12 protein-coding genes are annotated in these 13576 nt (G+C 59.7%); 6 read left to right on the forward strand and 6 right to left on the reverse strand.

Features of this window, described 5'->3' with window-relative positions:
- Positions 1-34 precede the first annotated feature (34 nt).
- From BTH42_RS13535 to BTH42_RS13545, 3 genes are read right to left on the reverse strand one after another with little or no spacing between them, the layout of a single operon-like run.
- Positions 35-661, reverse strand: coding sequence for a hypothetical protein (locus tag BTH42_RS13535; RefSeq protein ID WP_143752041.1), 627 nt, complete (start codon positions 659-661; stop codon positions 35-37).
- Positions 645-3446, reverse strand: a complete 2802-nt coding sequence (locus BTH42_RS13540; RefSeq protein ID WP_256702013.1) for a lytic transglycosylase domain-containing protein — start codon at positions 3444-3446, stop codon at positions 645-647. The genes BTH42_RS13535 and BTH42_RS13540 overlap by 17 nt, the downstream gene beginning before the upstream one ends.
- A 17-nt stretch (positions 3447-3463) precedes the next feature.
- The gene (locus tag BTH42_RS13545) at positions 3464-5791 is read right to left on the reverse strand and encodes a type VI secretion system Vgr family protein (RefSeq protein WP_075300036.1); all 2328 of its coding nucleotides are present in this window, start codon (positions 5789-5791) and stop codon (positions 3464-3466) included.
- 262 nt (positions 5792-6053) lie between these two features.
- On the opposite strand from BTH42_RS13545, the gene tssC reads away from it, so the two are divergent.
- Genes tssC through BTH42_RS13570 form a run of 5 tightly spaced genes read left to right on the forward strand, consistent with a single transcriptional unit; the run spans position 6054 to position 10297 of the window.
- The gene (gene tssC / locus BTH42_RS13550) at positions 6054-7457 is read left to right on the forward strand and encodes a type VI secretion system contractile sheath large subunit (protein ID WP_075300038.1); all 1404 of its coding nucleotides are present in this window, start codon (positions 6054-6056) and stop codon (positions 7455-7457) included.
- Positions 7458-7500: 43 nt separating this feature from the next.
- Positions 7501-8847: a type VI secretion system baseplate subunit TssK gene (gene tssK, locus BTH42_RS13555; RefSeq protein WP_075300040.1), complete on the forward strand. Its 1347-nt coding sequence runs from the start codon at positions 7501-7503 to the stop codon at positions 8845-8847.
- A complete protein-coding gene (locus BTH42_RS13560) occupies positions 8844-9521 on the forward strand; it encodes a DotU family type IV/VI secretion system protein (RefSeq protein ID WP_075300042.1) in 678 nt (225 codons plus the stop codon). The genes tssK and BTH42_RS13560 overlap by 4 nt, the downstream gene beginning before the upstream one ends.
- Positions 9522-9528: 7 nt before the next feature.
- The gene (tssE, locus tag BTH42_RS13565) at positions 9529-9960 is read left to right on the forward strand and encodes a type VI secretion system baseplate subunit TssE (protein ID WP_075300044.1); all 432 of its coding nucleotides are present in this window, start codon (positions 9529-9531) and stop codon (positions 9958-9960) included.
- A gap of 58 nt (positions 9961-10018) precedes the next feature.
- Positions 10019-10297, forward strand: coding sequence for a PAAR domain-containing protein (locus BTH42_RS13570; RefSeq protein WP_075300046.1), 279 nt, complete (start codon positions 10019-10021; stop codon positions 10295-10297).
- Between the two features lie 130 nt (positions 10298-10427).
- On the opposite strand, the gene BTH42_RS13575 is transcribed toward BTH42_RS13570, so the two are convergent.
- Positions 10428-11285, reverse strand: a complete 858-nt coding sequence (locus BTH42_RS13575; protein ID WP_075300048.1) for an oxidoreductase — start codon at positions 11283-11285, stop codon at positions 10428-10430.
- Positions 11286-11404: 119 nt separating this feature from the next.
- On the opposite strand from BTH42_RS13575, the gene BTH42_RS13580 reads away from it, so the two are divergent.
- Positions 11405-12397, forward strand: a complete 993-nt coding sequence (locus tag BTH42_RS13580) for a LysR family transcriptional regulator (protein WP_075300050.1) — start codon at positions 11405-11407, stop codon at positions 12395-12397.
- Here BTH42_RS13580 and catC read toward each other — a convergent pair.
- Positions 12363-12638: a muconolactone Delta-isomerase gene (gene catC, locus BTH42_RS13585; RefSeq protein WP_075300052.1), complete on the reverse strand. Its 276-nt coding sequence runs from the start codon at positions 12636-12638 to the stop codon at positions 12363-12365. The genes BTH42_RS13580 and catC overlap by 35 nt on opposite strands.
- Before the next feature lie 77 nt (positions 12639-12715).
- The gene (locus BTH42_RS13590; protein ID WP_075300054.1) at positions 12716-13534 is read right to left on the reverse strand and encodes an IclR family transcriptional regulator; all 819 of its coding nucleotides are present in this window, start codon (positions 13532-13534) and stop codon (positions 12716-12718) included.
- Positions 13535-13576: the final 42 nt, after the last annotated feature.

The following is a 13576-nucleotide window of genomic DNA, read 5'->3' on the forward strand; positions in this document are numbered from 1 at the left end:
ACAGGATCGAAATTATCACTCGTTCTATTAACTTTTATCTACCCTGCGCCGATTCGTATTCCTTCACGATGGATTCGACGGCTTTCCTGTCGGCACTGCCTAGCTTCAGCTTGGCATGGTTTATTTCAACGAATGGCCGTAACTCTTGATTAGCCTCATCGAACCTCCCATTTTTTTTCATCTCCGCAGCATTTTGGTCTTCCAGAAGCATGAACTTGGTGAAAACGCTCGCGTATTTCGCATCTCGCTCGGAGATTTTTTTATAGACCCCGAAAAAATCTACACCATCAGCGCAAATTCCCGCAGTTTCCACGTTGCCAATTCGAATGCTAGCCGGATAGACATACAGACCCGCACGCTTCCCTGAAACCGAATTGGCGTCTGCATCGATAATCTCGTTGTGAACAGGATTCAACGGCCCTTCGTAGAAATTCGGCTTCTTCTTTAGCTGAAGCGTGGCTTTGGCGAAACAATCGGCAGCCGTCGCCGGACCTTGCGGTATGGCGCCCCCGGCTACCAGCAGTGTTTTGTGCTCGCCAGAATCGATCAACAGAGCATCAGCATGTGCGCCAGCGTACACGTTGATCGTGGATCCGCACATTGCATTTTTGGCATGAACCAACACAACAATGAGAAGAGCTGCTTTAATAATCGTTTTCATTTCGAAGTTCATCCTGAGCCTTTGGTTTTTCCGATCTGAATCGTTGAAGGATCCCAGCTTGCACGGCAGCTGATGAGCTTCTAAACCTAATCACTTGGCCTTGCGCGTTAGTCTTCCCGCGTTCCGCGTAGATAGCATCTATCAAGGCTTGATCATAATCGCGAGTTTCCGAATTTGGCATATTCAGATTTCCTATCGCTGTAGCTATAACGTCGGTGGTCGGGCCGTGGTGAACTGCAGTCGACCATACGACATCGTTAATCGTGTGTGAATGATAACGAAGATCTACGCCCGTCCTAGACATCACGGTACGAATCTGTACGTCGAAATGAGTTTTTTTCATGTATTCGTGTTCGACTAAAACAAATTTATTCGTATTATTTTGTACAACTTCTCTCCATTTTTGGGTAAAGGCTGGAGTACCGGGTGTCAATCCAGAAAAGTCTGAGGTCCAAGGGAAATCTGGCGAAGTCACAAAGATCTGGACCGTTCCTCCAATGACGAACGTTCCATCGGTTCTCCGTGTTTTACTGGTCATTTGGTAGCTGCCGTACGAAACGCCACCGGGATCTCCTTGCCCGCCGGATACTGTACTCGGACCGCGCCCACTGGTTTCATATTGGGTTGACAATTTACCGAGATCGTAGTCCCGTCTCTTCCGGTTAAGGATGAAATTTACTGCCACAGCTATGGGGTGAAGGTGATTTACCACGGGACCGGACGGAAATCCGTCCACTTTCCCTTGTACCGAATCCCACCACTGCAGCTTCTTAATGCGCTCCAACTCGCATTTCCAGTTCTCGGCCGCATTACGCATCAGCGGCGTGAGTGCCTCCCACCGGCTCGTGCCACCGCCCCATTCGCTCTCGTATTTCAGAATGACGTGGCCCAGATCATTTGCCAGCCATCGACGTGTCAATGCCTGCTGCAACTTGGCCGCAGTCACAGCCACGCTGCCATCCTTGCCCTTGTCGTCCTTTACTCCGCCCGATGCAGGCAAACGACTAACCGTCTGCTCGAGCTTTAGCAATAGCGCGCTACTGCCAACCGCCGCAGTGGAAGGTGCGAACGCTTTTTGTTCATTGGGGCTCGCTGAACCAGTAACGGACAGATTTCGCTTGAACGCATCAGTGAGGCTAATCCCAGTTGCGTCGACAATTTCAAAGCCTGGCCATGCCCACGGACTTTCCCACCGCGTGCCGGGGTGACTTCCGCTTCCGTCAGTCTGCTTTCCGCCGCAAACCCAACCCGTGGCCGCTTGCCCTGCACCGGTACCGACTTCAAGGCGCCACCACGTCACTCCCTTGTCGTCGACCGCGACGTTTCCGTCACCGAGCGAATTCAGCTCGGCACGTGGATACGTGACCAGATCAGCATTGACGGGTGAACCGGCCTGGCTCAATTGCAGCGGGAATGCCTTCCACGCAGAAAGACCGGTCGGAGAACCGAGACGGCTCAATCCTGACCGTGCGATCCAGACTGGCCCCTGGTATTGTTGCTCACGACCAGACGGACCATTGATCCATGGTTGGACCTGTATCCACGTTCCCGTTTTCGGACTGGTAGAAGTCAGCGTGAGCTTGGTAAGTCGTACTCCATCGCCAAGCTTGATGTCAGCATCGACTGGCTTTGTGACAAGCTTCGCACCTGCCTGAATGACGAAAATGGTTTTGTCACTCTGTGGCAACTGCGCAACCCGAGCTCGACTTTTCTCGATGAATGCCTTCAACGAATCGTCGGCGAAAACTTCGAGATGCAGCAACTGCCGCAGCGGGGCAGGTGGCAGAGGCGTCGACGTCTCGTAGTCGATGTATTCTCCGAGTTGCCCCAGTAGCGTTCCGGCCTGCACATGAATGGGACGCTCTTTTGGCGGGATAACTACCGTACCGACGTTGGTTGGTTCTTTAAGTGCGCGATGATCGTGCGTGTTTATCCAGCCCCAATCGCCTTCGGGCGTCAGGGTTGGTGCGGTGTCTTCTACGCCATCCGGTACTAGCCAGGGTGCCTGCGGCCCATCTTCCCAGCCGAAGTAGCCGCCGCTGCTCGGCGAAACCATTGTCCCACTCGTTACGGCCTTGATATGCCCCCACGGCCCACGAGTTTCGCCGATCGTGACTTCACTACCTTCAGGCAAAAAGCCAACGGGCTTGCCGGGCGTGTATGTATTTCTCCTTGTGCCTGCTGCCGGAGCCGTGTACACGACTGCCCCGGATGCGCCGCCGTCGCCAACCTGTTTGTCCTTGGCCTTTATACGAAAGGCGTCCACACCAAGCCACCAGCCTGGTCGGTCGAGGGAGTCGTCCGCCAGGTAGGTGCACCAGTCGGCTATGTGCATATAGAGGCTGAAGAATGTCAGCGTCTCGTCTGCCGGTTGCGCGGCCGTACTCCCCTGCGCGCGAGGCATTGTCAATTTGTGACGGACCAGCACAAAGCCCGTCGAGTAGAGAGCCCAGTCGCGAGTCTGCGTGAAGTGCAACTGAGAGTAGGCATCGTCAAGCTTGTAAGCAACGATATCTCCGTCAGCGATGACGCGTACACCTTTGGACTGATCTACACGAGACGCGGATCCCGCACCGAAATGAATACCGCCGTGCGGAAATCCGTTGACGCCCAGCGGAAAAAATCCGTCGCTCATGGCACCCAAGGCGCCATAGAAAATCTGCGGATCGGTGATCTCCTTGCCGTCCTTCGACGGGAAGGGGTATCGCCAGGTCAATGGCGATGCCGCCGGGACATTTGGCGGAGTGCTCTGCGGCGCCGTCGGTGGGTTTTGTGGTGAGGCCATTTTCGGATCGAATGAGGTTAGCCGGAGAACCTGGAGCCGTGCCCGATCAGGTCAGGAAGGTCATTTGACGTGGGCAGCGTCGGCGAGGACTGCATCGACGCCACCCCCTTCTTCTGAATAGTGATGACCTTGAAGAACAGATCGGCAGGACCGCCGAGCGTGATATTGCCGCCCTTGAGCTGGATGAACGCGCCACCGCATTCGAGTACGAGCTCGTTCTTCGCGCTGACGCGGACCGTGCCATTGACGCTCGACACCGACACATCCTGATCAGCGAACAGCGACATCGCATCGCTCTGAGCCTGAATCTCGACCGGCCCTCTCGCCGCGAAAATCTTGATGCCGAGCTTCTGCGCGAACAGGGAAATCTTTTCGCCGGCCGCGACCGTGAACTGCTTGACCACACTCCAGTCGGCGCTCTTTCCTGCAACAGCCGAGATATTGTCCTTTGCTGCAAACTGCATCCCTTGCCCCGTGACGAGTGCCGCCGAGGCCGGCGTGCTCATCAGCAGCCCAGGCTCTTTCAGTCCGTCGAGATCGCTTCTGACCTGCTGCTGCGCATCGGTATCGGCAGGTTCCGCCTTCGCGCTGCTCGCCGACGCCGCCAGCGCCTTCGCGGTGGCCAACGCACTTTCCAACTGTGCGATCGTCTCCTGCATATCGAGCTGTTTGCCGCTCGCGGCCGGGCGATCGTACGCCGTCAGGTGAAGCCCCTTGCCTGCGCGGCTAACTCCATAGCCCGAGGTCCGAAGCTCATAACCTTCCCCGCGGTAATCCAGCTTGTTGTCAACCAGATACCCAAGATTAAGCTGCGACTTCCCCGAATGCTCGGTACTCAGCTTGATCCCTTCCTGCCCTTCCCAGTCCTCCATCCGCAGCTTGTTATTCTTCTGCGTACGGATCATGTTGCGCGACAGCCAGCGACGATCGTTGGCGATCAGATCACGAGCCTGGGAATGATGATGGAATGCAGTAATCTCCGGCTTATCCGGATCCCCATCCCGGAACGAAATCACCGCTTCGTCGTTATCCAGCGCGACGAAATGCATCCCGGTCTGCAACTTCCCGGCAAACGGTTTCGCCAGCCGCAACGGCACACTTTCCCCGCCCTTCGGCCACTCCGCAAAATCCACATCGAAGCGAACCACGTAATACCCGACCGAATTCAGGTACCCATACGTGTACTTATCCGGACTGCAAATCCGCGCCGACAATGTGCCCGCGATTTTCGGCCAGGTGTCCGGCTTCAGTTCAAGCCGAAAGCGCCGGTCGGCCGGAATAGCCTTGTAAGTGTTGGTATAGGACGTGTCGCGCGCACCGCTATGCGTGACCTCAACGATCACCTGCCCCTTGAGCGCATCGGGCAGCACGACGTCCGTCTCGAGCACGCGCGCACATTGCAGCGCGAGCACGGTGCTCTCGCCCTCATACACGACCTGACGAGCAAGCGCCGCCTCGTGGCGCAATTGCGCTTCCCACTTCGCGCCTTCCTGGTCGAGGTGATGAGTACCGTAAATGTACGGCTGACCATACGTGGTCGGATCGTCCGGCGCGACATTGGCCTCATCGCGAAAACGCTCCCACGCGCTTTCGGGGTTATAGTCCGCGACCACGAACGACTGCGGCACCGTCTCGGTATGCGTGACGATCGACGTAACCGCTTCCACCCCACCCGCCTCGAGCCCCGCCGCTTCGCGGTACGGCACGATTAACCGGGGGTCATAGATGTAATGATCGATATCGTCGCCAAACACGACCTGATCGCCGTATTCAGACTCGACAATATAGAAGTAGATACCCGACTTCTGCATGAGCATTTGCAGATAGGCCAGATCATCGATTCTGTACTGGAAACGAAACAGGTGCTTTGAATACTGTTTTCGCAGACAGAAAGAAAACTGATGCTCACGCAGACCATGACGTCGCAATATCGATGCGATGATCTCCGGCGTCGTCTGATGCTGATAGATCCGCGTATTGTCGACCGCGGCCAGTCGTCCTATATGGGACTTCAGAACAATCTGATATTTCTTGAAATCCTTCGTGGTCTGTATTGTCGAAAAGCGCTCGATATATCCGGAAAATGTTTTCGGAATGTTATCGTCCGACACGATTCTGAAGACCGCGTCGCGACTCAGATAGTCGGCGCGCGCAAGCTGCCCCGGGTGGGTCACCACGATGCGCACAACGTTCGGTTCGCCCATTTTCTCGGACGCGTCAAACGACACGACCGATAGCTGCGCCGCACTGTCAGTACCCGGCACATCCAGGAAATACGCCTGCCGTCCGGATATTCCCGCGATATCCGCTACCAACCTGCCTGCTTCGCTATACATGCCTGCCATATCCGCTTATTCCTCACCTGATCAGCAGCGCTTCAAAACTGCTATGCATGAAATAGGACTGCGCAACCAATGGGTTTTTAGGGTAGCCACATTACTCGTCTTCAATCTCACATGGAAGTATCGTCAGCATCAAAAAATCAGGCTTTGTTGTTTTTAATCAGGCAATGACAATTGTTCACTTTAAAAGCTGTTTTTGAGATGAATTGCGTGTTAAACATCACGGGTTAATCGTTAAGCGCCGAATTAGATCTGGCACTGAACAATGAGCGCAAGCCTCCGGAAACCGACTCAGATAGATGTTAAAGATTTAGAGATCATGGCATCGAACGAGTACGAACAAATACTCAAACGTAATGAGAATGCGCGCATAAATGCATTGCGCATCGATCACGCGTTAGCGACGATCGACCTGTTACTCGGCAGGCAAATCGACGCGATTCTTCATCATCCCGCTTTCCAGACGCTCGAATCCGCCTGGCGCGGTCTGCAATTCCTGGTCGACCGGACCGAGTTCCGCCGCAATGTGCTGATCGAGGTACTCGACCTCCCGAAAGAAACCTTGCGCCGGGACTTCGAGGATGCGCCCGATCTCACCCAAAGCGGCCTGTTCCTCCAGACGTACACGCAGGAATACGACACGCCGGGCGCGTACCCGATTGCCGCAATCATCGCGAACTACGAATTCGACGCGAGCGCGCCCGACATTGCGTTGCTACGCAATCTGTCAAAGGTGGCGGCCGCCGCGCACATGCCATTTATCGGCGCGGTCTCGCCGGCCTTTTTCGGCAAAACCTCAATGGAGGAAGTCTCTGCGATACGCGATCTGCCCGGCCATTTCGAGCGCGCCACGTACCTCAAATGGAAGGCATTTCGTGAAACGGAAGATGCGCGCTATGTCGGGCTCACGCTGCCGCGGTTTCTGGCACGCCAGCCGTACGGACCCGACATCAATCCCGTGCGTGCTTTCAACTACACCGAAGATGTCCGCAGCAGCGGGCGTAGCGCGTTCGTCTGGGCGAACGCGGCGTTCGTCTTTGCCGTGAATCTGGTGAGAAGTTTCGTGCGCAATGGCTGGTGCCTGCAGATACGCGGTCCGCAGGCCGGCGGCGTAATACCCGACCTGCCGGTCCATCTTTACGATCTCGATACCGGCCATCTCGGCAAGATCGCCTCCGACGCGCTGATTCCCGAAACCCGCGAATTCGAATTCGCAGAGCAGGGTCTGATTGCGCTGTCGTACACCAGCAATCACGACTACGCGTGCTTCTATTCCGCGCATTCGACGCAGAAGCCTGCGCTCTATGACACACGCGACGCGGCAGCCAACAGCCGCATCAATGCGCGCCTGCCGTACATCTTTCTGCTGTCGCGGATCGCGCACTACCTGAAGATGATCCAGCGCGAGAACATCGGCACCACGAAGGATCGTAGGCTACTCGAACTGGAGCTAAACACGTGGATCAAGGGCCTCGTCACGGTCATGACAACACCGGGTGACGACCTGCAAACCTCGCACCCGCTGCGTGAAGCGCGCGTCGTCGTAGAAGACATTGAAGACAATCCGGGCTTCTTCCGGATTGCGCTCTTCATCGTTCCGCACTTCCAGATCGAGGGCATGGACGTGAGTCTGTCGCTGCTGTCGCAGATGCCGAAGGCCAAGCGTTGAACCTCGCCCACTCTCCCCACCAGAATCAAGACCACCATCAACGATGAAAATAACGAAACCTCTGTGGGCGCGCGGCATTTTCATGACGCCCCAGCACTTCCAGCAGCAGGCGCTATGGGAGCAGTTCGCCAATGAGCAGATCGCCCGTATCGCGAGTCCCGATGCGTGGGGGCTGATCGGTGTAGCACTGGACACGCAGGCGCTCGCGGTCGACCGCTTGCAGTTCGCGAAGCTGACCGCGCGTCTGCGCGACGGCACGTTTATCGATAGTGAAACCGCCGACTGGCTGCCCGCTGCGCGCAATCTGTCGGATGTGCCGGCGCACGTCGACGCGGTGACGGTGCTTGCCGGCGTCGCGTTGATCGATGCGCAGGGCGGCAACTGCGTCGAGCCTGGCGAGAAGCCGGCGCGGCCGCGGCGCGTGACGCGCGAATTCGTCCATGTCGTCGACCTCAACGGCGAGGACAAGGAAGAGATCAGCGTCGAGCGTCAGGTCGTCGCGCTGCTGTTCGACTTCGAGAAACCGGACGACTTCATTACATGCCCCGTCGCGCGTCTCGTGCGGACGCAACAGGGCCGCTTCGACGTGGATGAAACGTTCGTGCCGCCGTGCCTCTTCCTGTCGGCCAGCACGCGGCTCACGCAACGCTTGCGGCGCCTGTCGGATATCCTGGCCGCAAAAAGTACGAGTCTCGCGGTGCGCCGCAAGGAGCGTTCGGACCAGATCGCGGACTTCGCGGTGTCCGACGTCGCGCTTTTCTGGCTGCTGCATTCGGTCAACAGCACGTGGCCCGAACTCGCGCGGCTCGCGCAGGCGCCCGATCAGCATCCCGAGCGCCTGTACGCTGTACTCGCGCGTCTCGCGGGATCGCTTCTCACGTTCTCGACCACGGAAACACTGCAGGCGATCCCCGCCTACGACCACCATGCGCCGGAGCCCGTGTTCGTTGAACTGGAAGAGCTGATCCGCGCGCTACTGGATGCGGTCATTCCTTCGCGGGTCGTCCCGATTGCGCTCGAACGCCTGCGTACCTCGATGTGGCGCGGCCAGATCAACGAGGAGCGGCTTACCGAAGACGTCGACTACTACCTGTCGGTGCGCGCGGCGATGCCGGCCCATGCGCTGCTCGAACAGATTCCGGCGCTGTGCAAGATGGGCGCGCCCGACGAGGTCGAGCAGGTCGTCAATTCCGCGCTGGCCGGCATTGCGCTGCGTCCGGTGTCGCGTCTGCCGGCCGCGATTCCGGTGCGCATCGAAAACCAGTACTTTGCGGTCGATAGCACCGATCCCGCGTTCGCCCGGATGATCGCGGCGCGCGCCTGCCAGATCTATGTACCCGGGTCGATTCCTGAAGCCGAGCTCGAACTTTACGCGGTGCTGCCGTCATGAAATTCGCCACCGCACAAACAGCGCCCGACCTATTGCCTGTCGCGCTGCGCGACACCGCGCGCACCGTCGTCGAACTTCGCAGTGGGAATCCGCCCTCGCTCGATCTCCTGCGCCAGGACTCCGACGCGCAGATTGCCGCGCTGCGCGAGGAATTGCAGCGGCGTGGCCATCCACCCGACGTGATCGACGATGCGCTCTATGCACATTGCGCGCTGATCGATGAAGCGGCGCTCAATGGACTCGACGGCGCGGCCCGCGACGCATGGGAGCGCGAGCCGCTGCAACTGCGCACGTCCGGCCGCAACGATGCGGGCGAAGAACTGTTCCGGCGGATCGATCAGCGCCTGCGCGAAGCGACGCCCGTGCTGCCGCTGCTGGCGATCTTCGGCGCCGTACTCGCACTCGGGTTCAAGGGGCGTTATGCAGTGGACGAAACCGGCGCCCGTACGAAACTCATCAGTTCAATTAACGAACGTCTCTCGCGCGCGTCGGGCGCCAGGTTGGAAGGCAATTCACCCGACTGGTCCAAGCCGCTCGTAGTGAACCCGTCGCGCCGTCGCCGGCGGCCGCTGTCGCCTCTCGCGTGGGTTCTCCTCGCCGCTCTCGCCGCGGGTCTGGTCTGGCTCGCTATCGACCGGTGGTTGCTGTCGTCGATTGCCGGAATGACGCATTAGGACACGCATGCGTACAGGACCAGGACTATTCGAACGGATTACCGGCCATTTCGCCGACGGCTCGACCGTCAGCGATTTCACGCCGGAGGACCAGACGTTCCTTTCGGTGCGGGACAACATCGAACGCATTCTGAACAGCCGGCGTCGCTCGCTCGCGCACCTGCCGGACTTCGGGCTCGACGATCTGTCGGAGATCTACCGGCACCTGCCCTCGTCAACGCACAGGCTGCGCAATGCGATCGAGTCGACCTTGCTCAAGTATGAGCCGCGCCTGAAGGCGGTCGAGATCGAAGTGCACACGCCGGAGCCAGGCATGATGGTCAGTTTCACGATGGCCTGCCATCTGCATCAGGAGGGACTCGTGCGCTTCGACACGGTGTTCACGCCCGACGGCAAGACCCGTCTGAAAATGCTGCAGGCTGCACTGGACCGGTATTGATGCAATAAGCCGCTCGCGGCTTATTGCGGTTTGCGGCTTCAATTCGAGAGGAAAACGCATGGCAACGATGCTGGCAGTCAAAGGCAACCGGACGACGACCGGCGGTGAAGTACTCGAAGGCGATGAGGACTTTGCGGACGAAAATGGCGCGCTCGCGAAAGATGGCGGACTCGCATCGTGCGGGCGTTGTGGGCGCAATGGACCCATGCTCGGTACTGCGAAGGGCTGGGGGCTGACCGGTGGCACGGCCGCGGTGAAGGACAACGATATCGTCGCGTGTCAGTGCCCGCGCGGAACGAATCGCGTGATCGCGCGTTCCGAGTACTACGACGAATAGGCCGGTCAAGCGTCGAATTCCGGTAGCGGCTCGATCGACGCGTCGTCACTTGCAAAACAACGGCGGCCGGAACAATCCGGCCGCCGTTTTGCGTTCCAGCGATACCACTACAGGCATCGCCTGATCACTGCTACTCAGCAAAATCAGTCGACGCCGACAACTCCCGCCACTCGTCCATCTCCTGCGTCACCGCATCATTTTTTGCCGCAATCGCCGCCAACGTATCCGTACCGAGCGGCAACCGCAACGGCGGCTCGGCCGCATCGACCAACGCGATCATCGCGACCGCGAGCTTCGCCGGGTCGCCCGGCTGGTTGTGATTCATCTGCACCGCCTTACGGCGCACCGCACCCGACGTATCGTCGTAATCGCCGATCACATGCGGCGCGACCACCAGCGAAGACGCATCGAGAAAGTCAGTGCGGAAATAACCCGGCTCGACCACGGTCGCGTGAATACCGAGCGGTTTCAACTCCGCGTACAGCGCCTCCGTGATCCCTTCGACCGCGAACTTCGTCGACGAATACACGCCGAATCCCGCCGCGGCCCGATAACCGCCAACCGACGAAATATTGATCACGTGGCCCGAGCGATTCACGCGCAGCGTCGGCAGCACCGCGCGCGTGACGTTCAGTAATCCGAACACGTTGGTGTCGTACATCCGGCGCACGTCCTTGTCGGCGGATTCCTCCACCGCGCCGAGCAGGCCGAAGCCGGCGTTGTTGACCAGCACGTCGATCCGGCCGAATTTGTCGAGCGCCGCCCGCACCGCAGCATGCGCCTGCGCCTCGTCGGTCACGTCCAGCGCGACCGGCAGCAACGCGTCCGACGTGCCAAGACGCTCGACGATCGCCGCCACGTTACGGCCGGCGGCCACCACCGCGTTGCCGTCCGCGAGCGCCGCTTCGGCAATCAGCGCGCCGATCCCGCGCGACGCGCCGGTGATCAGCCAGACGCGTTTGAAACCGCCGTGTTGAACCTGAGCCATGATGTTTCTCCTACGTATGTGTGATGAAGTGAGGCAATCGTAGGCGCGTCGATTGACACAAACTAGCCGTCGCTTGCTAGAGTGATAATCAACTTTTATTTGCGAATCCGGAGGCCGGCGTGAACGAAGTTCGGGCGATCACCATTTTCGTGCGCGCGGCGGCGCTCGGCAGCCTGCGCGGCGCGGCGGTCGATCAGGGGATCTCGCCGCAGGCCGCGAGCCATGCGGTGATGCAGTTGGAAAAGGAACTCGGCGTGCGCCTCTTTCACCGCACCACCCGCAAGCTGAGCCTGACCGAAGAGGGGCAACGTCTGTTCGACAGCGTGAAGCCGGCGCTCGCCACACTGTCGTCCGCGCTCGACGACGCCCGCCGCTCGAAACAGGAAGTGGCCGGCATGCTGCGCGTAAGCGCACCGCGCGCGCTCGGGCTGCCGGTGCTGTGGGCGCATTTCGAGGCTTTCCAGAAGCACTATCCGAACGTGCAACTCGAAGTGCAATTCGACGACCAGTTCACGGATCTCGTCACCGAGCGGGCCGACGTCGGCTTTCGCGGCGGACCGCCGCCGTCGGGCGGCGCGATCGCGCGCCGGCTGGTGCCGATTCAACTGATCGTCTGCGCGGCGCCGGACTATCTCGCGCGCAACGGCACGCCGCGCACCATCGACGAACTCGCGCAGCATCGCTGCACCGGCTATCGGCGCGCGAACACCGGCAAGCTCGCGCAGTGGCAGTTCCGGATCGGCGACGAGATCGTCTATCGCGACGTGCCTGCCGCGATCTGCGTGAACGATACGGAGATGGAAACGCAGGCGGTGCTGTCGGGACTCGGCATCGGGCAGCTCGGCAGCTTCAATGCCGCGCCGCATATCCGAAGCGGCCGGCTCGTGCCGCTACTGACCGGGCATGTCACCGAACACGGAATGATCTACATCTACTACCGGCATCGCACCGAGCAGTCGCTGCGCGTGAGGACGTTCATCGACTTCATGGTCGAACGGATGCTGGACAACCGCGACTATTTTCTCGATCCGTCCGAACTGCGGGCCGCGCAAACGCCGGCGAAAAAGCGCAGCCGCGTCAAACGGCCGACGGATGGCGCGCCAGCGGCGTGACCACGATCGACATATACGGAAACAGCGGCAGCGACGACAGCAACTGATGCAGCTCGTCGTGGCTATCCACGTCGAACACGCTGATATTCGCGTACTGACCGACCACCCGCCACAGATGCGGCCACTTGCCGGTCTTCTGGATCTCGATCGCGCGCGCCCGCTCGGCCGTCTTGATCGCCTCGACGGTGACCGCGTCGAGCGTGTCGGGAATCCTGATTTGCATCGCCACGCAATACAGCATGAAGCCCCCTCCTTCGTGATTAAAAAAATCCGCGCCGCAACGAGCCACGACGCGTCACCCCAACCCGACCCGACTCATCACAAGCCAGCTTCGTGCGCCGCGCTTTCGAGCCGTGCCTGTACGGCCAGCAACGCATCGTGCACCTCATCGAGCCGTTCTTCTCCATACGCCTCGGGCGTCCCGATGATGCACACCGCCGCAAATGCATCGCCGTTCGCGCCCCTGACCGGCACCGCGAACGCATACGAATGCGGCACCACGTAGCCGAAATTGACGCCGAAACCGTGCCGCTCGGAGCGGTCGCGCATCTTCTGCAGCGACGCGAGCCGCGGCACGCCGTGTCGTTTGATCTCCTGATTGACGTTGTCCATCAGGATCGCGTTGGCCTCTTCGGCCGGCAGCGTCTGCAGAATCGCGATGCCGCCGGCCGACGTGAACAGCGGCCGGCGCACGCCCGGATAAACCATCGCGCCGGTCATCTGCACGGTGCCCGCGCGAATGCTGCAAACAAAATCGCCGCCGCTGCGCAGTTGCAACAGCGCGATGCCGCCCATGCGCAACGCGAATTCCTCGACGATCGTCTCGGCGCGCCGCTGAAACGCCGCGTGTTGCGGCAGCGCGAGCCCCAGTTCGTACATCAGCGGCCCCGGCAGATAGCGCCGATCGCTGTCGCGCTGTTCGACCAGCCGTTCCTCGACCAGACAGGCCAGCATCCGGCGCACGGTGGCCTTGTCCTGGCCGCACGCGATCGCCAGATCGGTCAGTCGCCAGCCGACCTGCGGCCGGGTGGCGATCGTGCGCATCAGGCGGATGCCGCGCGCGAGGCTTTGGGTGCCGAACCGTGACGTCGTGTGCTGATTGACAGGCATGATGGAAGCCATTTCGGCCAGATTCATCTTCCGCTCTCCTTGTACCGCGGCGCGCCGCCCGCCGATGCG

The organism is Burkholderia sp. SRS-W-2-2016 (assembly GCF_001931485.1).
Lineage (GTDB): Bacteria > Pseudomonadota > Gammaproteobacteria > Burkholderiales > Burkholderiaceae > Paraburkholderia.

Excerpts from the sequence above, each read along its gene's own strand:
- BTH42_RS13535 (WP_143752041.1), bottom strand. The coding sequence starts at position 661 with ATGAAAACGATTATTAAAGCAGCTCTTCTCATTGTTGTGTTGGTTCAT.
- BTH42_RS13540 (WP_256702013.1), bottom strand. The coding sequence starts at position 3,446 with ATGGCCTCACCACAAAACCCACCGACGGCGCCGCAGAGCACTCCGCCA.
- BTH42_RS13545 (WP_075300036.1), bottom strand. The coding sequence starts at position 5,791 with ATGGCAGGCATGTATAGCGAAGCAGGCAGGTTGGTAGCGGATATCGCG.
- tssC (WP_075300038.1), top strand. The coding sequence starts at position 6,054 with ATGAGCGCAAGCCTCCGGAAACCGACTCAGATAGATGTTAAAGATTTA.
- tssK (WP_075300040.1), top strand. The coding sequence starts at position 7,501 with ATGAAAATAACGAAACCTCTGTGGGCGCGCGGCATTTTCATGACGCCC.
- BTH42_RS13560 (WP_075300042.1), top strand. The coding sequence starts at position 8,844 with ATGAAATTCGCCACCGCACAAACAGCGCCCGACCTATTGCCTGTCGCG.
- tssE (WP_075300044.1), top strand. The coding sequence starts at position 9,529 with ATGCGTACAGGACCAGGACTATTCGAACGGATTACCGGCCATTTCGCC.
- BTH42_RS13570 (WP_075300046.1), top strand. The coding sequence starts at position 10,019 with ATGGCAACGATGCTGGCAGTCAAAGGCAACCGGACGACGACCGGCGGT.
- BTH42_RS13575 (WP_075300048.1), bottom strand. The coding sequence starts at position 11,285 with ATGGCTCAGGTTCAACACGGCGGTTTCAAACGCGTCTGGCTGATCACC.
- catC (WP_075300052.1), bottom strand. The coding sequence starts at position 12,638 with ATGCTGTATTGCGTGGCGATGCAAATCAGGATTCCCGACACGCTCGAC.
- BTH42_RS13590 (WP_075300054.1), bottom strand. The coding sequence starts at position 13,534 with ATGAATCTGGCCGAAATGGCTTCCATCATGCCTGTCAATCAGCACACG.